Origin of the sequence: Hyunsoonleella sp. 2307UL5-6, from assembly GCF_047345485.1 — a bacterium.
Taxonomy (GTDB): domain Bacteria; phylum Bacteroidota; class Bacteroidia; order Flavobacteriales; family Flavobacteriaceae; genus Jejuia.
This window is the reverse complement of the sequence record NZ_JBLFEN010000001.1, coordinates 273435-293666: the sequence shown is the minus strand read 5'-3', so window position 1 is coordinate 293666 and position 20232 is coordinate 273435. Positions and strand designations below refer to the sequence as shown.

At 31.0% G+C, this 20232-nt stretch carries 20 protein-coding genes; 9 read left to right on the top strand and 11 right to left on the bottom strand.

Going from position 1 to position 20232, the window contains the following annotated elements; genetic code table 11:
• Window positions 1-8: 8 nt before the first annotated feature.
• Window positions 9-572: a nucleotide exchange factor GrpE gene (locus tag ACKGJY_RS01295; protein WP_413972036.1), complete on the bottom strand. Its 564-nt coding sequence runs from the start codon at window positions 570-572 to the stop codon at window positions 9-11.
• Window positions 573-737: 165 nt separating this feature from the next.
• Between ACKGJY_RS01295 and ACKGJY_RS01290 the strand changes: the two genes are divergently transcribed.
• Window positions 738-1397: a YceI family protein gene (locus tag ACKGJY_RS01290; protein WP_413972035.1), complete on the top strand. Its 660-nt coding sequence runs from the start codon at window positions 738-740 to the stop codon at window positions 1395-1397.
• A 142-nt stretch (window positions 1398-1539) separates the two neighbouring features.
• Here the strand turns inward: ACKGJY_RS01290 and ACKGJY_RS01285 are convergent, their stop codons facing one another.
• From ACKGJY_RS01285 to ACKGJY_RS01275, 3 genes are all read right to left on the bottom strand, one after another.
• A complete protein-coding gene (locus ACKGJY_RS01285; RefSeq protein WP_413972034.1) occupies window positions 1540-2448 on the bottom strand; it encodes a TIGR01777 family oxidoreductase in 909 nt (302 codons plus the stop codon).
• 168 nt (window positions 2449-2616) lie between these two features.
• Entirely contained in the window at window positions 2617-3300 is a 684-nt protein-coding gene (gene mnmD / locus ACKGJY_RS01280) for a tRNA (5-methylaminomethyl-2-thiouridine)(34)-methyltransferase MnmD (protein WP_413972033.1), read from the bottom strand.
• 225 nt (window positions 3301-3525) lie between these two features.
• On the bottom strand, window positions 3526-3984 hold the full coding sequence (locus ACKGJY_RS01275) for a DUF4920 domain-containing protein (RefSeq protein ID WP_413972032.1): 459 nt from the start codon (window positions 3982-3984) through the stop codon (window positions 3526-3528).
• 91 nt (window positions 3985-4075) lie between these two features.
• On the opposite strand from ACKGJY_RS01275, the gene ACKGJY_RS01270 reads away from it, so the two are divergent.
• On the top strand, window positions 4076-5140 hold the full coding sequence (locus tag ACKGJY_RS01270) for a branched-chain amino acid aminotransferase (protein WP_413972031.1): 1065 nt from the start codon (window positions 4076-4078) through the stop codon (window positions 5138-5140).
• Window positions 5141-5324: 184 nt separating this feature from the next.
• Here the strand turns inward: ACKGJY_RS01270 and ACKGJY_RS01265 are convergent, their stop codons facing one another.
• Window positions 5325-5714 carry a hypothetical protein gene (locus ACKGJY_RS01265; protein ID WP_413972030.1) on the bottom strand — a complete coding sequence of 130 codons (390 nt, stop codon included), beginning with the start codon at window positions 5712-5714 and terminating at the stop codon, window positions 5325-5327.
• A 75-nt stretch (window positions 5715-5789) separates the two neighbouring features.
• Here ACKGJY_RS01265 and ACKGJY_RS01260 point away from each other — a divergent pair, with 75 nt between their 5' ends.
• The 4 genes from ACKGJY_RS01260 to ACKGJY_RS01245 all read left to right on the top strand — a co-directional run bounded on the left by ACKGJY_RS01260 (window position 5790) and on the right by ACKGJY_RS01245 (window position 9082).
• Window positions 5790-5972 (top strand): hypothetical protein, encoded by a 183-nt coding sequence (locus ACKGJY_RS01260; protein WP_413972029.1) that lies wholly within the window; start codon window positions 5790-5792, stop codon window positions 5970-5972.
• 970 nt (window positions 5973-6942) lie between these two features.
• On the top strand, window positions 6943-7962 hold the full coding sequence (locus tag ACKGJY_RS01255) for an SRPBCC family protein (protein ID WP_413972028.1): 1020 nt from the start codon (window positions 6943-6945) through the stop codon (window positions 7960-7962).
• 94 nt (window positions 7963-8056) lie between these two features.
• Window positions 8057-8428: a fluoride efflux transporter CrcB gene (crcB, locus tag ACKGJY_RS01250; protein ID WP_413972027.1), complete on the top strand. Its 372-nt coding sequence runs from the start codon at window positions 8057-8059 to the stop codon at window positions 8426-8428.
• Between the two features lie 246 nt (window positions 8429-8674).
• Window positions 8675-9082, top strand: a complete 408-nt coding sequence (locus ACKGJY_RS01245) for a hypothetical protein (protein WP_413972026.1) — start codon at window positions 8675-8677, stop codon at window positions 9080-9082.
• Window positions 9083-9129: 47 nt separating this feature from the next.
• Here ACKGJY_RS01245 and ACKGJY_RS01240 read toward each other — a convergent pair whose 3' ends face one another.
• Complete coding sequence (locus ACKGJY_RS01240; protein WP_413972025.1) at window positions 9130-9594, bottom strand: hypothetical protein; 465 nt, start codon at window positions 9592-9594, stop codon at window positions 9130-9132.
• A gap of 5 nt (window positions 9595-9599) precedes the next feature.
• A complete protein-coding gene (locus ACKGJY_RS01235) occupies window positions 9600-10547 on the bottom strand; it encodes an NAD(P)H-dependent flavin oxidoreductase (protein WP_413972024.1) in 948 nt (315 codons plus the stop codon).
• A 338-nt stretch (window positions 10548-10885) separates the two neighbouring features.
• Between ACKGJY_RS01235 and ACKGJY_RS01230 the strand changes: the two genes are divergently transcribed.
• Window positions 10886-11224 (top strand): hypothetical protein, encoded by a 339-nt coding sequence (locus ACKGJY_RS01230; protein ID WP_413972023.1) that lies wholly within the window; start codon window positions 10886-10888, stop codon window positions 11222-11224.
• Between the two features lie 6 nt (window positions 11225-11230).
• Here ACKGJY_RS01230 and ACKGJY_RS01225 read toward each other — a convergent pair whose 3' ends face one another.
• The 4 genes from ACKGJY_RS01225 to dnaK form a co-directional block, all read right to left on the bottom strand.
• On the bottom strand, window positions 11231-12460 hold the full coding sequence (locus ACKGJY_RS01225; protein WP_413972022.1) for a class I SAM-dependent rRNA methyltransferase: 1230 nt from the start codon (window positions 12458-12460) through the stop codon (window positions 11231-11233).
• 142 nt (window positions 12461-12602) lie between these two features.
• Window positions 12603-13418: a T9SS type A sorting domain-containing protein gene (locus ACKGJY_RS01220; protein WP_413972021.1), complete on the bottom strand. Its 816-nt coding sequence runs from the start codon at window positions 13416-13418 to the stop codon at window positions 12603-12605.
• A 502-nt stretch (window positions 13419-13920) separates the two neighbouring features.
• Window positions 13921-15120, bottom strand: coding sequence for a T9SS type A sorting domain-containing protein (locus ACKGJY_RS01215; protein ID WP_413972020.1), 1200 nt, complete (start codon window positions 15118-15120; stop codon window positions 13921-13923).
• 280 nt (window positions 15121-15400) lie between these two features.
• Window positions 15401-17308: a molecular chaperone DnaK gene (gene dnaK / locus ACKGJY_RS01210; RefSeq protein ID WP_413972019.1), complete on the bottom strand. Its 1908-nt coding sequence runs from the start codon at window positions 17306-17308 to the stop codon at window positions 15401-15403.
• Window positions 17309-17501: 193 nt separating this feature from the next.
• Between dnaK and ACKGJY_RS01205 the strand changes: the two genes are divergently transcribed.
• On the top strand, window positions 17502-18014 hold the full coding sequence (locus tag ACKGJY_RS01205; protein WP_413972018.1) for a hypothetical protein: 513 nt from the start codon (window positions 17502-17504) through the stop codon (window positions 18012-18014).
• 410 nt (window positions 18015-18424) lie between these two features.
• On the top strand, window positions 18425-20230 hold the full coding sequence (locus tag ACKGJY_RS01200; protein WP_413972017.1) for a DUF1800 domain-containing protein: 1806 nt from the start codon (window positions 18425-18427) through the stop codon (window positions 20228-20230).
• Window positions 20231-20232 lie beyond the last annotated feature (2 nt).

Here is a 20232-nt window from a genome sequence, read left to right as displayed (position 1 = left end):
ATTTTATTTTATTGACCTACAACTACTTTTGGAAAACGAATAATAGTATCTCCCAATTTATAACCCTTTTCTACTACATCAACCACTTTACCTTTTAAATCATCGTTGGGTGCGGGTATTTGTGTTATAGCTGTATGTATTTCAGCATCAAATGTATCACCTTGAGATACTTCAGCTACAGAAAGCCCTTTTTTCTCTAACGTAGATAATAATTTTTGATAAATTAGTAATACGCCTTTACGTAATTCTTCCGCTTCCTTATCGTCTTCAATATGTGTTAAAGCACGCTCAAAATCATCAAGAACTGGTAATATTTCTACCATTACCTCTTTTCCAGCGGTTTTAAATAATTCTATACGTTCTCTAGATGTACGTTTTTTATAATTTTCAAACTCTGCAAACAAACGTAAAAATTTATCCTTTTCGTTCTGGAGCTCCTCTTTTAATTTATCTTCTACAGATAATTCTTCAACAACCTCTTGCTCTTGCTGTTCTTCAACCGCTACAGGTTCTTTTTCTACGCCACTGTCTTGTGTGTCTTTTATATCTTTTACTTTGCTTTTTTTGCTCATTTTTGTATATAATTGATACTACTGTATTTCGGTTGGCAAAAGTACTGCCATTATTATTAAAATGCCATATTGTCATTTAAATTTTTAACAAAACTTTTGTTTAACAATTAATTCGTTTTGCGAAACAAATTATTACTTTTGGAACTTAATATTAAATTCAAAACAATGATGACAATGAAATTTAAAGCTATATTATTTATATGTGCGTTTACTGTAGCACTTGTAGGGTGTAAAGACAAAGCTAAAGAAGCTGAAACATCTGCTGCCGAGGCAGCTGCAAAAGCAGAAGCTGCAGCGGTAAAATATGTTGCAGATACTAATGCATCAACAATTGAGTGGAAAGGATTTAAACCTACTGGGTCTCACAATGGTATTATAAAATTAGAATCTGGCGTAGTTAAAGTTAACAATGGATCAATTGAAAGCGGTTCGTTTTTAGTTAATATGGCATCAATTAACGTTCTGGATATTCCAGCTGAAGATGAAGGCAATGGTAAATTGTTAGGGCATTTAAAAAGCCCTGACTTTTTTGATGTTGAAAATCACCCTAGTGCTGCATTTGAAATTACAGGAATTACTGAAGTTGATGGTAAAACTATGTTATCTGGAAATTTGACACTAAAAGAAGTTAAAAATAATATTACATTTCCTGTTACTGTTTCTCAAAACGGAGATGTAATGAGCTTGATTAGTGAAACCTTTACAATAGATCGTTCTAAATGGAATGTGAAATACGGATCAAAGTCATTTTTTGATAATTTAGGTGATAAATTTATAAATGATGATATGGAACTTAAGGTTAATTTAACCGCTAAAAAATCTTAATAGCAGTTACATTTAATCTCCTGAAAATTAAAAACCATCTTATAAAATAAGATGGTTTTTTTTGTAATTTTTATTCAAGGTTTAGTTTGTAAACTCTTGTAGTTAATCGTTTTTAAATTTAATTTTAAAAACTAATTGAAATCTATGGGTTTAGTAAATTAGTTAGAGCTGACTCTAAATAATTATACTCAAAATTAAACCCTTTATCTGTAATGTATTTTGAACTTACACGTTGACTTTCAAATAGAATAATATGCATCTCACCTAAAGCTAATTTCATCGCAAATTTTGGGATATTAGGTAAAATTAAAGGCTTACGAAGCACTTTTGCAGCAGATTTTGTAAGTTCTGTATTAGTAACGGGGTTTGGAGCAACACCATTGTATACGCCTTCAAATCCGTTTTCTAAAACAAACAAAAATACTCTGGCTAAATCGTTTATATGAATCCACGACTGCCATTGTTTACCATTACCAAAAGCTGCACCAGCACCAAATTTAATAGGCTTTACTATTTCTTTAAGAGCGCCACCTTTATTTGATAATACCAAGCCTATTCTAACCTTAGAAATTTTTATATTTAGTTTTGAAAAACCATCCACAGCGAGTTCCCATGCATCCACTACTTTACCTAAAAAAGAATCACTAACCGCTTTATGAGTTTGATCGTAGTAATTGGTTAATGAGTCTGGATAAATCCCGATAGCACTTGCCGATACAATTTGTTTAATAGTATGGGAGGTTTTTTCCAATGTTTTAATTAGTAATTGGGTACTTTCTACTCTACTGTTAATAATTTCTTTTTTATAGCTATCTGTCCATCTGTTTGATATAGAAGCACCTGCTAAATGTATAATAGTATCTACACCTATAAAACATTTTGCATCTATTTGGTTGTCATCAATATTCCAAAAGAACCCCTTATAGTTATCGTCTTGAGAAATTTTAGATTTTCGAGTAGTAAGGTAGTTTACTTTAATTTGTTTTGAATGGCACAATTTTACAATTTCCTGCCCTACCAATCCTGTAGCTCCTGTAATTAATACGCGCATTTAATTTTTTTTATAAATTTACGAAATGGATAAGCCTAAGCGTTAAAGTTTAAGTTAGGTTTAACAGAAAAAGCTAAAAGAAAAAAATTATAAAACACAATTAATTTATAATATCATGATTTACAATAAACGTAAAGAAGTTTTTATGTACACAATAATTCAAAAAAATTATTTAGTAGCCCGTAACATTTCCCTTTTACCTGGTGGCCCAGGAAGTCTTTCTACAGTAAACCCGACGGATTGCATTGCACGACGCACGCTACCTTTTGCTGCATAAGTAACCAGTACGCCATTTTCCTTTAAAGCATTATACATATTTTTAAATACAGGTTCTGTCCATAATTCTGGTTGTACTCTAGCGCCAAATGCATCAAAATATATGAGGTTGAATTCGTTTTGGACATTAATATCTTTAAACATTTTTTGCTGTTTAGTTAGTACAAAGTTTGTATTTAATTGGTGTTTTTCTTCCCAAGTTGTATTATGTATTTTTTCAAATATTTGTTGTTTTTTTTTCGCATTTAATTGGGTTACATAATTAAGATGTGAGATTTCTTCTGACTTAACAGGGTAACCTTCTACTCCTACATAGTTAATATTTAGTTTAAGTTTTTCGGCCTCTAAACAAGTTATAAAAGCATTTAAGCCTGTACCTAAACCTATCTCCAGTATAGCTATTGAATTGTTATGTTTTAATTTAAGTTGAGAATGAGAAAGATGGTGTAACCCGTGTTTTATAAACACGTGATAGGCTTCTTGTATGGCACCATGTTTGGAATGGTATTGTTCGTTCCACTCAGGAATGTGTATGGTTGATGACCCATCGTCAGTTATTATAATTTCACGTTTCATGTATGTGTTACTTAAAGTTGAAAAGTTGATTTGCATTAAGGATTGAAACAGCATCCTTTTTTTTATATAGATGTTAATTACTCATTAACGTTTTAGATAGTTAAATTATATATTTCTACTTTCACAGGAATATCAAAAAACAAAAATACATTGGAAAGCAAACCCCGCGTGGGTAACCTCACTGTAATACTGCAGGTAGGTAGGCGCCCAAAATTGAAATAATATTTATTTTGTGATTAAAACACCGTCTGCCTCAAAAGAATAGGTGCGTTTTGGTGTTGTAATTGCGGCAATGTCTTTATTAGATTTTCCAGCATCTTCTGCATAATGGCGCTGCTCATCTACAGAGATTTCATTAACATAGGCTTTACCATTTATAACTACTTCTTTACCTGCAATATCTTTTGGTACAAAAAAACCGTAATCTTTAAATTTTACCATAACCTCTTTTTTATCACCCAAATCTAGAGTCATCCAACAGCCTTTTGCTTGACATACATTAATAACTTTTGCCCTTATTTTAGAGTTAATACTATCGCCTTGTTGCATGGTCTCATAATGTGCTGCCATAGATTTTGCATTTATAGCATCATTTGGCACTATTTCTTTACCAAAATTTGTGTATTTTTCTTTGCATGACATTACGGCTAAACTACAGAGTAACATAAGTATTACGAATCTCATTATTTAAAAATTTTAATTTTAATGCTTTTATGTAAATATACCGCTTTTTTGAAAATGAATTTTATAAATTTGTAAGCTAAATGAATATGATATGAGTACTATAATCAACGACATTGAGATTATAAAAACAACATCCAGCAAAATTAATGAGGTGGATTTTGATGATCTGAAGTTTGGTAGCGTATTTTCAGACCACATGTTGGTTTGTGATTATAAGGATGGTAAATGGCATACGCCAAAAATTATGCCTTACGCACCAGTTACTTTAGATCCGTCAGCTAAGATTTTCCACTACGGACAATCTATTTTTGAAGGTATGAAAGCCTACAAAGATGTTGATGAGAATGTCTGGTTATTTAGACCTGAAGATAACTGTAAACGTTTAAATATTTCGGCAGAACGTATGGCAATTCCAGAATTACCAGAAGCCTATTTTATGGAAGGTTTGGTTGCATTATTAAAATTAGATAAAAATTGGATTCCTACCACAAAAGGAAGTTCGCTATACATACGTCCATTTATATTTGCATCAGGACAAGGGTTTCACGCTTCTCCTGCAGATGAGTACAAATTTATTATTTGCACAGCACCTTCTGGCTCTTACTTTTCTGGAGAGGTAAAAGTGTTAATTGAAGAAAAATACTCTAGATCTGCTGATGGTGGCGTTGGTTTTGCAAAAGCTGGTGGTAACTATGCGGGACAATTTTACCCAACGCAATTAGCTAAAGCTAAGGGGTATCAGCAAGTAATTTGGACAGACGATCATAAACACGAATATATTGAAGAAGCTGGTGCCATGAATATTTTTGTACGTATTGGTGACACTTTAATTACAGGACCAACTAGTGATAGGATATTAGATGGTATTACACGTAAAAGTATTATTCAATTAGCTGAAAGTGAAAACATTAAAGTAGAAGTTAGAAAACTTACGGTTACTGAGGTAGTTGAAGCTGCTAAAAATGGTACTTTAAAAGAAATGTTTGGTGCAGGAACTGCGGCGGTTATTTCACCAATTTCTGGTTTTGGTTATAAAGGTGAAGATTATGAGTTACCTAAACTTGAAAGTACGTATGCTGATTATTTAAAAACACGTATTACAGATATACAAACCAATAAAGGTGAGGATCCTTTTGGATGGCGTTATAAGGTTTAAAAAACCTCTCCTATTCGCTCACAAATGGGAAGCGATACTTAAATAACTAAAAAAGAGAAGCAAATTGCTTCTCTTTTTGTTTTTAGATTTTTTAAGAATAATTGACTAAGACATCATATATAATATTAACAAATTATAGGTTTTAAAATTTTTTGAAGTCGCATAAAATAGTATAAAATCTAATCTACTTTTTATCTAAAATAGCTTTAATATTAGGCTTAAAGTAGTTTGGCCCTTTTAATACCTTACCATCTCCTCTGTAAATGGGTTGTCCATCTTCTCCTAGTTTACTCATGTTACTACGTTGTATTTCTTCAAACACCTCCTCTATTTTATGTTGCATACCGTGCTCTATAATTGTACCGCATAAAATATAAAGCATATCGCCTAATGCATCGGCTACTTCTACTAGGTCATTATTAGCTGCAGCTTCAAAATACTCTTCGTTTTCTTCTTTCATTAAATTAAAACGCAACGTATTTTTATCGTTTCCTAAATCTGCTTTAGGAGTTTCTCTATGACCTATTTTAAATGCTGTGTGAAATTGTTTTACGGCTTCAATTTTATCTTTCATAAATAGTTATTTTGTAGTTCTCAATAAAGTGAGAATCTCATCATTATTAATTAAATTTGCATAAAAATAACAATTATGTTCAGTAAAGGTCAAATGATTTTCGGAATTATATTTTTTGTGGTTTTTGCTATAATTATTGGATATACTTACCGAAGAGATTTAAAACTACACCAAAAGTTTTATAAGGGTAGTATTTGGATGCTCGTTGCCTTTGTTGGTTTTATAGCGTTTATTGCAGCTATTAAGTTTTTATTGTAATTAAACGGATGTTTGTTTTGAATCTATCTAGCTTTTTTATCATTAAAAATAAATTCTTAAACACCTGTTTAATAATCAAATATACTTTGATGAATAAGATTCTAAATTCATGTAACTAACTACAAGTATCTAATAATAAGGTTTTTAATCCGTTGTGCATTTTGAGTTGAAATAAACAGTGTAATGTCAATTCGAGTGATTTTTTTGATAAAAAAATCGTATCGAGAAATAAATCATATTAAAAATTCTTATTCTCGATACAAATTTCACTCATTTCAATCGTTAAATTCACTCGAATTGACAGAATTTTTTCAAAATTCACAACGGGTGGTTTTTAATTTATTTGATCTAAAAAAGTCTGTGAATAAATCATAGAAATTGTCAATTATTATAAAAACAAAAGTTTTTTACGCAACCTTTCATAAAGTATTGCATCTATTTATTAGTATCAATATCAAACAATATGAAGATATTACTAATAATTAGCTTGCTCATTATTGTAAATATTATATTATTAGTTTTTAGTGTTAATAATAAAACAGAACCTTAACTAAGGTTCTGTTTTTGTTTTTATAAGTAATGACAAGTCCGCAATCTGCATCAATTACTATAACAGGTCCTACAAAACTACAAGCAGGACATATGTAAACTATCTATTTTAAATCAGTAGATTAATCTATAGTCATACAGTAAATTTTAAAAAAAATAACATTAATTTTTTACAAACATCAAATTATCTAACTTATAAATTGAAGTAAAATAATGCTAGTATGTTTTTAGTTATTATAACTTTATTAAACTTTAATTTGTAAAATATTTAAAACCTCTAATAATTTGAAATTAATACTACTTCAAAAGAAATTTCAATATTTAGTTATTTAATTTTTTTAGTAATAGATATATACAATAATTCATTAATTCAAATTTTTAAAATACTTATATTTGTTTGTATCTAATCAAACCATTAAAAATGAAAGCTTTAAAGTATATTTTCTTTTTATTGCTAATTGCTATAATTGGTTTAGCAATTTACATTGCTGTTCAACCTAACTCTTTTGAAGTAACTCGAACTAAAACTATTAATGCTCCAGCTTCTGTAGTTTATAATAATGTAATTGATTATAAAAACTGGGAATCTTGGTCGTCTTGGGCTGAAGCTGATCCTGAGATGAAAATGATATTACCAGAAAAAACCTCTGGTGTTGGAGGCTCTTACTCATGGGAAGATAAAGATGGTGTTGGCACATTAAAAACTATCAGAGCTACACCAAATACATCTATAAAACAGCAAATGCAATTTGCTGATTTCCCTCCTTCTGACGTCACTTGGACTTTTACTCCAAATACAGATGGTACTACGGAAACATCGTGGACTATTTCTGGAAAGGACTTACCATTCGATTTCAAGTTTTTTTCTGTTTTAATGGGTGGCATGGAAAAGCAAATTGGTCCGCATTACGAGCGTAGTTTAGAAAAGTTAGATAGTATTTTAGTAGCAAGCATGAAAAAGTACAGTATTACTATTAATGGAGAAACTGAGCATGGTGGTGGTTTTTATATTTACAATACAGTGTCATGTAAAATCCCAGACATGCCAAAACATATTCAACAAATGATGCCTAAATTAGGGGATTACGCCATGAAAAATAATATACAAATGGCAGGTGCACCATTTAATTATTATCACAAATGGGACATAGCGAATAATACAGTAATGTTTTCTTGTTGCATTCCTACAACTTCAAAAATTATCTCTAATGAAGCAGATATACTCACTGGGCAGTTACAACCTTTTAAAGCTATAAAAACAACATTGCAAGGTAATTATGTTAATTTACGAGAAGCTTGGGAAACTACGATGACCTATATAGAAAAAAACGGATTAGTTGTTGACGAAAATGGACCTTCATTAGAATCTTATATTAACGATCCGATGCAAACGCCCAATCCTGCAAATTGGCTAACCGAAATATATGTAGCTATAAAATAATGCACGAAATAAATTATATTTTTAAATTATGCTATTATACATTCAATAATTCTCTAATCGTATCAAATTTTTTTAATAAGTGTAATTATTATAAATGAAACAAGCATTATTAGTTTTTTTAGGTGGCGGCTTAGGCAGTGTACTACGCTATATTATTGGCAAGTTTTTAAATACTGCTAGCAATGGTATACCTTATGGAACTTTTGTAGTAAACATAATAGGTAGCTTGTTAATTGGTATTATTTTAGGATTAGCAGCTAAAAGCGATGCTCTTACACAAAACCATACCTTGTTATTAGCTACTGGATTTTGTGGTGGTTTTACAACCTTCTCTACTTTTGCTTATGAGAACAACATATTTTTAAAAAACGGAGATTTTGTAAGTTTTGCACTATATACTGTAGGTAGTTTTGCCATCGGTTTTATTGCTGTTTTTGCTGGACTATATTTGGTAAAATGGTATTAATTTTGAATGACTTAAATAGTTAAAATTAACAGTAGTATTGTTATAAACTTGTAGGGATTTTTATTGTTTCTGATTTTTACAATACCTCCATTATTATAAGATTCAACATACGATTAAGATTGTGAAACATAAAATTTATCGATAATTTGAAGTTTTTTCTGGTTTAAATTCATTTTTTTAAGTATTATCTTTCTTTAATTGTAAGAATTATGTATATTTATTTTGTCAACCAAAATAAATATTATCATGAAATCTCTAATTTTAATTGTATTTGCATTGCTAAGTAATGTTAGTTATTGTCAAGAAAAAAAATGTTCTGATTATAAAGTTGGAGTTTTTGAATATACTAATAGCAACTATTCCGATTGGCAAATTAAAAGAACTGATAACGAACAGATTGAAAAAAACATAAAAACTGGACTTGTAATACACAATTCAATAACGTGGTTATCCGATTGTGAATTTATACTTACATGTACAAAAGTATCCAAGCCATCATTAGAATATGCTATTGGTAAGATATTTAGAATTAGAATTACAGAAACGTCAAATATTGGCTATACTTGCATCATGATGCGTAATGAAATTCAAAAAAAAGATATGGTTTTTGAAATAAAACCTTTAACAACTAAAACTTTTAGCCAAAAGCTATAATAAATGAAAATATCTAGATAATAGATAATATAAATATAGGAAGCTTATTAATTATTTTTAATACGTTTCAAGAAAAGAGCTTCTGTTTCCCAAATTTCACTTGAATATTGTGAATTAGTATAATATTCAAATTCTATAATAACTCCACTTGGTAAAGTATCATTTCCAATTAAATAATATGTGTCTCCAACATGCATATTACTAAATTTAAGTGCTTTATTAAAAACTATAAAATCACCTATTTTATATTTTTTTACAGATTTTATGTCTTCTAATTCAAAATTTGAATCTTCGTTAGCTTGCAACGAATAGTTACAAAATCTCAACTTGTTTTTATTCCATCGTAGTGTGCTTTTAGATTTTATTTCAATTGGTTTTTCTAGATATTTAGAAAATTTTGGATTTTCAGAAACATCTGTTTTAGATTCATAAAAAATATAAAAAAAGACACCAGTTAAAAACAAAATAAGGCCAATAACTAAAACTATTACTAATTTTATAATTAACCTCACAGCCTCTAATTTAATAAATTATCAATAATATGTTTGGTAGGTAAAATGGCTTTTGTGTGTTCTATACTTGGACCTGCCACCCAAACCGTTTTATAAGTTGCCTTTGTGGCTGCATTTTTTGTAGCATTCATACCAATAGAAAAGCGAATCATTTTTACCCATTTTTTGAGCGTTCGATTTTTATTTAAAATAGATTCTAACCATGTTTGTTTTGTTCCAATTTTTTGAACATAAGGTGTATTTATTACTGTGCACGGTGTTCCAGATATACGCTCTGTCATCACAATATCTTTTGCTCCGTAATCCACACAGGCTTGTTTATAATCTTGGGTAACATTAGCTTCTGTAGAGGCAATAAAAGGGCTACCAACAGAAACACCAGCAGCACCGTAACTTAGCATTTTATCTATATCTGCTTTTGTACCAACACCTCCTGCAGAAATTATCGGAATATTACAATTAGCGCTTAACTGTTCAATTAATGCCTTTGGTGATATATTACCACGATGTCCACCGGCTTCATTATTTACCGCTATAATTGCATCGGCATTTAAGCCTTCTACTTTTTTTGCAAATTTTAAATCTGTTACGTCACAAATCACTTTTATTCCAACCTTATGCGCTTCTTTGATGGTTTCTTCAGGACTTCCTAGAGATGTAATTATAAAATCACATCCTTCTTCACAAATCACCGCCAGTTGTCCTTTGTATTTCACATTCGATTTATTTACAATCAAATTAAAACCAAAAGAACCGCCTTCTACTTTGTTTCGCTTTAATTCTTTTAATGCTTCTCGTAATTCATCTAGTGTTCGGTAGTTTAAAGCTGGAATACAACCAGCTATTCCTCCTTTCATCGCTTCAGTAACCATAGCTACATTTGATACTAAAAACATAGGAGCTTGAATAATAGGGTGTTTAATTTTGAGTAAATCTGTCAATATTGTAGCCATCAAAAAAAGTTTTTTCAAATATACAAAATATTATGCACGCATAGTAACTGACTATCAATAGGTTATAGATTTTAAAAATAAAGTATCATATAATTCACTGATAACATGATATTTATCATTTTTTTATTATGCATGCATAGTTAATTTTGAAAAATGTTATCTATAAAACTACAATCATGAGAGCTTTATTATTTTTTCTATTCGGCCTAAGTTTTACTTTATTTGGTTATTCCCAAAATGTAGAACTTCCTGTAACAGTAATTTCTATTAACGCAAACTATCTAAATATGATAGATTTTGAGAATACTTGAAATTACGTTAAAAAATTAGAAAAAACCTTGCTTAACTACGATCATTCTGAATTGTCCGATTTATATGATTCTGAAGATGACATCTACAAAGTAACTTTTGAAATAAATGGAGGTACAATTATAGCTTCTTTCAATAAAGATGGAAAAATTGTAAAGACATTTGAAAAATATAATAATATTAAATTACCTCAACTTGTAATGCAAGCTATCTCGAAGAAATATCCTAACTGTAGTATTCTAGAAGATGTTTATGTTGTTAAATATCATTGCGATGATGACTTATTAAACCAAGAATACCGCGTTAAAATTAAAAGTAAGGATACGGTAATTACGGTAAATACTGACACAAAGGGTACGTTTATTTAGAATTTACTAAACTTTAAAAAAGTAATACCCCGTTTTTAAATAAGCTCCTTCTGGAAACCCAATAGGATGGTCTATATCGTGTTGGGTTTTTAGTTTGATACTATAAGCTCTACCTGTTGCCGACAATACTTGAGAATTGATATCAAAAAAAGTTTGAGCCAACACTCTAGAGGAGCAGGAAGCCAAAACCAATAATCCGTTTTTAGCGGTTAATTTCTCACCAAGTTCAGCTAATTGCGCATATTTCTTTTTAGCTAATTCTATTTCAGAAGCTTGTTTTGCAAAACTTGGTGGGTCTATTACTACTACGTCAAAAGTAATTCTTTGTTTAATAAGTTGCTTCAATTCAACAAATGCGTCTCCAGCTATTGTTGTATGCCTTCCAGAAAAGGCGTTTAATTTTCCATTTTCTACTGCTATTTCTAAAGCTTGTTTGCTAATATCTAAACTTGTTACTTCTTTAGCGCCATTAGACAAAGCATGAACTGAAAATCCACCAGCATATGAAAACACATCCAACACAGTTTTTCCATTACTCCACTCGCCTACTTGCTTTCTGTTGGCTCGATGGTCTAAAAAATAACCTGTTTTATGTCCTTTAACCACATTTGCAGAAAAATTAACACCATGCTCGACAAATCTAACCACTTCATTTTCTAAAACACCATATACCACTTCTCCATTTTTGAATTGATGTGCTTTAGAATGTTCTAAACTTCTACTTAAACGAATAACGACAGTTTCTGCTTTTGAAGTTTGTTGTAAATTTGTAATAATAGTTTCTAAATAAGGTAACCATATTTCAGAATAAAGCTTAACAACCAAAACGGTATTATAAACATCTGCGATTAATCCAGGAAAACCATCATTCTCACCAAATAATATGCGGTAACTATTTGTGTTGGTCTTTAATAAAGGTTTTCGTATTTTAAACGCTTTTTGTATTTTATTTTTAAAAAAATCTGCATTAATTTCAACCTTATCATAACCCGAATGCAACATTTTAATACGGATTGGAGAATTAGCATCATACAATCCCAAACCAATAACTCGATTTTTATTCTTACTAAAAATAACAGCTAAATCTCCTGTTTTAGCATCATTACTAATTTTTATGATATTATTAGAGAATACCCAAGGATGTTTATTTATAACAAATTTTTCTCCTTTAGAGTTTAGTTTAACAGCTAATCGTTTTGGCTTGTAGGAAGTGTTTGTTGATTTTAAAGAAGTCAATACCATCAAGATTTTAATAAAAATTATCTTAATTTTTATTTAATTTACAAACTTAGATGTATTAATTTTAATTAAGGGTATTTAAAAAAAAAAGGTTAGTAAAATTACTAACCTTTTTGTGAGAGACAATTATTAAGAATATTTATTCCTTAATAAATTTAAATGAAGAACCACTGTCTAATACTAGAAAATACATTCCTGGAGATAATCTAGATACATCAACAGAATTAAAATCCCCCGTAATGTTTTTTGTTGCTAATAATTTACCGCTTACATTATAAATATGAGCTTTCTTATCAGTTATATTTGCTCTAATGTTAACTGCTAAACGTGCTGGGTTTGGGTATATTGATGCATTGGTTTTATTAAATTCATTACTAGATAATGTAGTAACAGAACTTATAGTTAAATCATCAATAAAAAATGAATAAGCACCATTAGTTGGTTCAGCTGGATTAAATTGTAAAGTTGGGTATACACCACTTCCACCGTTAGATGTTGTTAAAGTGGTCTCAACCAACTGCCAGTCACCATTCCCAGTGTATGTTACATCTCCACCATGGAAAGGTTCAGCATTCGGATCGCTATTAGCAGCTTGAATATTTATATTAGTATTATTTTGATCAGATCTCATAAGAAATGAGAAAAACGATTCTGCATTGAGGTCAAAATTATTTCTAAATATAATTCTATAAGAACCAAATCCATCGTTAGTAACCGCAACATTCACTTCCCTTACTCTTGCTGAACCATTTGTAGCATCTACAGATGGGTTAGCTTCATAAGGAGGATTATTGAATCTATTGTTTCCTGTTGTTACTCTACCAAAACTAAAATCGTTTGATACTTCTCCAGTATCTGGATCAAAAGATTGGTTTTCAAAATCTATAAGCAGTGTTTGCCCAAAAGAAAAACAACTGATTAAGGTAAATAAAAATAAAAAAGTAATTTTTTTCATACTAGTTAAGTTTTAAATGAATTAATTCCAATCTGATTTTAATGTAAAGATTGGCTTATGCTAATATAGGATTAGATTTGATTATTCTTTATAACAAATAAAGCATTCTTTATAGAATATGTTGCAATAAAGAATAATTGGGAGCTTTTAAACATGTGTTGAAGTAAATAGATAATGTTTTGTTTGTAATTTAAGATTCTGGGTTATCACAAAATCTTTAGGGCTTTATTTTAAAAACAAAATTTCATTTTGTTTCCTAGAAATATAAATCCTAAATTATTTCACACTTGTATGTAAGACGCTACTTTATTAATTTAACCTGTTGTGTATTTTGAAAAAATACTATCAATTCGGATGAATTTCACGATTGAGATGAGTGAAATTTGTATCGATAATAAGAATTTTAATAGGAATTGGTTCTGGATACGATTTTTTTATCAAAAAAATCACTCGAACTGACATTACATTGTTTATTTCAACTCAAAATGCAAAACGGGTTAATTTAGTTTTTAACAAATCTATTAGTCAAAATAGCTTTATCAATACGTTTCAACTTTAAAACATACACCCCTTTTGATAGAAAAGATATATCTAATGTCTTTGGTATATTCCCATTTTTAATCAAAACTAACCTTCCTTTGGTATCGTACATTTCTATACGCTCTAAATCTGAATGCTTTTGAATATTAAGGATAGTATTTGCTGGGTTTGGATAAACTTCAACTTCATTTGGATCTAAAACAACATTAGAACTTAAAACAACATTTGTAAACACTCTACTTGATCCATCAAAATTGTTAAATAATACTAATTCATCCCAAATAAAATCAATAGTACTTTGAAAATGAGTCTGCACTACTACACTAACCGTATTTGGAATCATAAAACTTACGGGTGCTTTTTGTTCGTATATGGCCATATATGTTATTAAACCAGCTAAAAAGTATAACGTTGGCCTACCATGTGGAGCATTATCTTCGTATAATTCTAAAAAGGGAATAGTGTTTAAGGGTGTTTGTGTTAATAGTTTAGCAATTATTGGTCCTACAGGAATCATTCTCACTTTTTCTGAAGGACGTGCTGTCTGAATAAAATCATGATATTCTATCCACCAATCATGAAAATCATCAATTACATAATCGTTATAATTTTGAAATTCGCTTTCAGAAGCTGGGAAAAGTTCTCCTTCAACAAAACCTGCCATATCTGGCCAATTTTCATATATATAAGTTACTGCTGTAGATTCATTAGTTTCTAACCAATCGATTATAGTTAAAGTTGCAGATAATGGCGTAGTGTTTGGATCATCATAATATGGCGCACTCGAGCTTTGATCTTGAATAAAGTTTCCAGCTGTTAGTAAAATTGTATCAAAATTTGCACTGGAAAATGAGTTTGCATCAGAATCCCATGCTGGTAACACACTATCAAAACCCCATTGAGAAATCGGAGGTAGATTATCATGCTGTCTTAAAAACCCATATTGCCCACTTACCGCTATAGAATTACCTGCTTCTTGAGCTAAAAAATGTAACCAATGCGGAACAGTAGTTTCATTGCTTGGTGTTGCTATTGCAGGAGGATCATGCACAATTAGGCTATGCCCAAAAACATACATTGTCTTGTCTTCCTGTGCATTTAAAATACAAAAGCTTGCTAGAAATATAAAAGCATAAAAAATAATACTAGGTTTTAAGTTCATCGTTTTTGGTTTAAGCGTGTTACTTATATAACAGCTTCACAATTGAAATACCTACCCTTTATCTTATTTATTAAAAAACGCAACCATAAATGATTGCGTTTTTTACTTCTAGCTTCAGTCTACAGACTTCATACTTATGTAATAGGTTCCAATATTGTTTGGAATAAGCTGTAAAGATAATCTTGATTGAATTCAATATTGGTTCTCTGCTTTAAAAAATCCCGTTTTTCAACGGGATAAATGCAATCACGTATTTTGTTAATTCAAAATACTATTTTATTTACTTTACCTCTTCAAAATCTACATCTTCAACATCATTACCTTCGCTTTGTGCTTGCTCACCTGCTCCAGCATCTGGACCTGGTTGAGCGCCACCTTGTGCTTCGGCTTGTGCTTTGTACATTTCTTCAGAAGCTACTTTCCAAGCTTCGTTTATTTTATCTAAAGCAGGTGTAATTACCTCTAAATCTTTAGTTTCATAAGCTTTCTTAAGCTCTTCTAAAGCGTCAACAATAGGTTGTTTTTTATCATCAGATAATTTATCCCCAAACTCTTCTAGTTGTTTTTCCGTTTGGAAAATCATAGAATCTGCTTCGTTTAATTTCTGAGCACTTTCAGCTGCAGCTTTATCTGCATCAGCATTTGCTTCAGCATCAGCTTTCATTTTCGCGATTTCTTCCTCAGTTAATCCAGAAGATGCTTCAATTCTAATATCTTGTTTCTTACCAGTAGCTTTATCTTCAGCAGATACTTTAATAATACCATTAGCATCAATATCAAAAGTTACTTCAATTTGCGGTGTACCACGTCTTGCTGGTGGAATATCACTTAAATGAAAACGTCCGATAGTTTTGTTATCCGCTGCCATAGCACGTTCACCTTGTAATACGTGAATCTCTACCGATGGTTGGTTATCAGCCGCTGTTGAGAATACTTGCGATTTCTTGGTTGGAATGGTAGTATTCGCTTCAATAAGCTTTGTAAATACATTACCCATAGTTTCGATACCAAGAGATAATGGTGTTACATCTAAAAGTAATACATCTTTAACATCACCAGTTAATACACCACCTTGTATACCAGCTCCTAGAGATACAACTTCATCAGGATTTACACCTTTACTTGGTGCTTTTCCAAAGAATTTCTCAACCGCTGCTTGTACCGCAGGAATACGTGTAGAACCACCTACTAAAATCACTTCATCAATATCGCTTTTACTTAAACCAGCAGCTTTAAGTGCTGATTCACATGGCTCAATCGTACGTTTTACTAAATCATCAATTAATTGCTCAAATTTACTACGTGTTAAAGTACGCACCAAGTGTTTTGGTCCGCTAGCCGTAGCTGTAATATAAGGTAAGTTAATTTCGGTTTGAGAAGACGATGATAATTCTATTTTGGCTTTTTCAGCAGCTTCTTTTAAACGTTGTAAAGACATTGGATCTTTACGTAAATCCATATTCTCTTCAGCATTAAACTCATCTGCTAACCAGTTGATAATTTTCTCATCAACATCATCACCTCCTAAATGCGTATCACCATCAGTAGATAATACTTCAAATACACCATCACCTAACTCAAGGATAGATACATCATGCGTACCACCACCAAAGTCAAAAACTACAATCTTCTGGTCTGTCCCTTTTTTATCCATACCATAAGCCAATGCCGCAGCAGTAGGCTCATTAATAATACGCTCTACCTTTAAACCAGCAATTTCACCGGCTTCTTTAGTAGCTTGACGCTGACTGTCATTAAAATAAGCAGGTACTGTAATTACAGCTCTACTTACATCAGTTCCTAAATAATCTTCAGCGGTTTTCTTCATTTTTTGAAGAATCATTGCTGACAATTCTTGTGGTGTGTATAAACGCCCATCAATATCAACTCTAGGTGTATCATTATCACCCTTTACTACTTTATATGGTACACGTTCTGCTTCTTTTTTAGATTCAGAATATTTATTACCCATAAAACGCTTAATAGAATAAACCGTTTTTGTTGGGTTTGTTACCGCTTGTCTTTTTGCAGGATCTCCAACTTTAATCTCGCCGCCTTCTACAAATGCAATCACTGATGGCGTAGTACGCTTACCCTCTGCATTTGGGATTACAACAGGATCGTTACCCTCCATTACCGAAACGCAAGAGTTGGTTGTTCCTAAATCGATTCCAATAATTTTACTCATAATATATTTTTTATTGTGTTATATATTCCGTTTTAACGGAAATGTTGTGTTTTTTTTTATTCGATTAGTTTAAGTCAATGATTATGCCATGACAAAAAATATGACATGATGTCATAAATTTAATTTTAAACATTATTAAAAAAGTAACTAGTTTGGTATACCCTTTGCACTATGACTACAAAACCCAATAATTATGAAACATATTATATCTTGTATTGCAGTATTAGCCCTATTATTTACATCTTGTACAGGACCCCAAGGCCCTCCTGGTTTTGATGGTTTTGATGGAATTAATGGTGAAGATGGCGGCCTTATTGTAGCTTCTGCATTTGAAATTGAAGTTAATTTTAATGCGGATAACAATTTTGAGTTTGTAGAATCTTATGGATTTGAGGTTTTTCCTTCTGATGTAACTTTAGTTTACATTGAATGGGAAACCGATGAAGGCGAACCTATTTGGAGACTATTAACACAAACTGAATATTTTAACGACGGTGTTTTAGTTTACAATTTCGATTTTACCCAACAGAACGTTAGGTTCTTTTTAGATGGTACAGTAGATTTTAATACCTTAGATAACGTTTGGACGCAAAATCAAGCATTTAGAGTAGTAGTTATTCCTGCAGATGATGTTGATGGTCTTGATACTTCAAATTTTGATGTAGTAATGGATGCTAGTACAGTTAAATCCTTTGATATAAGATAAATCTAGGTGATATAAATCAAATATCTAAACAAATAATCAAAGCACTTTCATTAATTTGAAAGTGCTTTTTTTTTGATAAAACTATAACTAATATCACATTATACCGAAAATTTTACAATTTTATATTCATACAAACGGTAATAAAAACACAAAGAAGCCTCAAAAAGCGTATTACCTATTTGTATTACTTTAGAAAACTAATATTACTGATTTACAACAACTTATACATTTTAGCGTTTTAAATGTCATAAATAAGCAATACCTTGTCATTCAGCCTACTATATTCTAAATTAAAGTGTTAAAAAAATGTAATTCATCGAAAAAATAATTCATTAACCCTATAATTACCTATATTTGAACGTATTAAGAAGTAAAAAGACTACATTTTTTGATTACTTCAACTAAAACTCATGAAAAAATATTTACGCTACACACTAGTTTGTTTAATTTTTAATATTTATGCACAAGATTATAGAGATTATTTAGGTGCAGGCCATAGTAAAGGTATTACGGTAACCTCTAGCAGTCAACACACTAAAGACGATTGGAGAGAACGAGCAGATGCTATAAATACTATAAATGGTAAAGGTTTAGATAGTAAATTATTAGAAACGTCTCGTTTTTTAGCACAAACTACGTTTGGTACAGATTTAGAATATATAAAAACGGTTTCTGAATTACCTTTTGAGGATTGGATAGACAATCAGTTTTCCATAACATCAAAACCCTTGCAACAACTATCTCAAGACATTTTTGAAGAAGCGCGCCAAATACATATCTCTAACGGTGGAAATGCTAGCGATTTTGAAACACCAAATTGGCTCTATTTTATGTACGCTTGGTGGCAAAGTAATATAAATAATGAAGATTTATTACGCCAACGAATTGCTTTAGCATTAAGCGAAATTCTGGTTATTTCTAAAGAATCTAATCTATCTGGTTATGGCATTGGTCTAGCAGATTATTATGACATATTAAAAGATAATGCCTTTGGGAATTTTAAAGATATATTAAAAGAGGTCACGCTACATCCTATGATGGGTATTTACTTAAGTCATTATAACAACCCAAAAAGTATTCCAGACAGAAATATTCATCCTGATGAAAACTACGCAAGAGAAATCATGCAGTTATTTACCATTGGGCTTTACGAACTAAATCAAAATGGTACTTATGTTTTAGACGGACAAGGCAATCGTATTCCAACATATAATAATGATGATATAAAAGAATTTGCCAAAGTATTTACAGGATTAGGACCTGCTGAGGTAGAAGACTTTTCAGATAGAACACCTAGATTTGGATTGGGCCACTACCAAGCTAGAAAAGATGTACCAATGATAATGTATGATGAGTGGCACGAACCTGGAGCTAAACAATTACTAAATGGTTACACAATACCAAGCGGACAATCAGGAATGCAAGATATAGATGCAGCAATCAATCATTTATTTAATCATAATAACACAGCACCTTTTATTGCAAAACGCTTAATTCAACAATTAATAACATCAAATCCTTCACCTGGATATGTATCTCGTGTAAGTAGCGCTTTTAATAATACAAAAGGGGTTAGAGGTAATATGAAAGCAGTTATAAAAGCCATACTTTTAGATGAAGAAGCCAGAAGCTGTAGTTGGATAGAAAACCCAACGAGTGGCAAGATGATTGAACCAATGATGCGTTATTTTAATGTGGTACGCCAAATAGATTTAGAAAATAATGACGGACGTTTTTGGAATAACGGCTACGATTTTTATAGAAGTACAGAACAAGCACCACTATCTGCACCTAGTGTATTTAACTTTTTTCTACCAGAATATGTGCCTAATAGTGAATTTGCAAATGCTAATCTAGTAGCTCCAGAATTTCAAATTCATAACTCAGCTACAAGTATCAATTATTTAAATCAAGTTGATGCATGGACAAATGTACGATGGTACGACGTATTGCGAACTTGGGGTCTTGAGCTTGATGGCACACCATTAGATTTTGAAGGTCTAAAATATTATGCAAGAGATAGTGAAGTTTTAGTAAATCAATTAGATAAACTATTTACACGTGGTCAATTATCTGATGCTACCAAAAAAATTATTGTGGATGCCGTTGAAGGCATAACAAGAGGTTGGAATGATGACGTTACCCAAACAGACTTAAGAGTAAAAATGGCACTATATCTTTTAATGATTAGTCCAGATTATGTCATACTTAAATAACA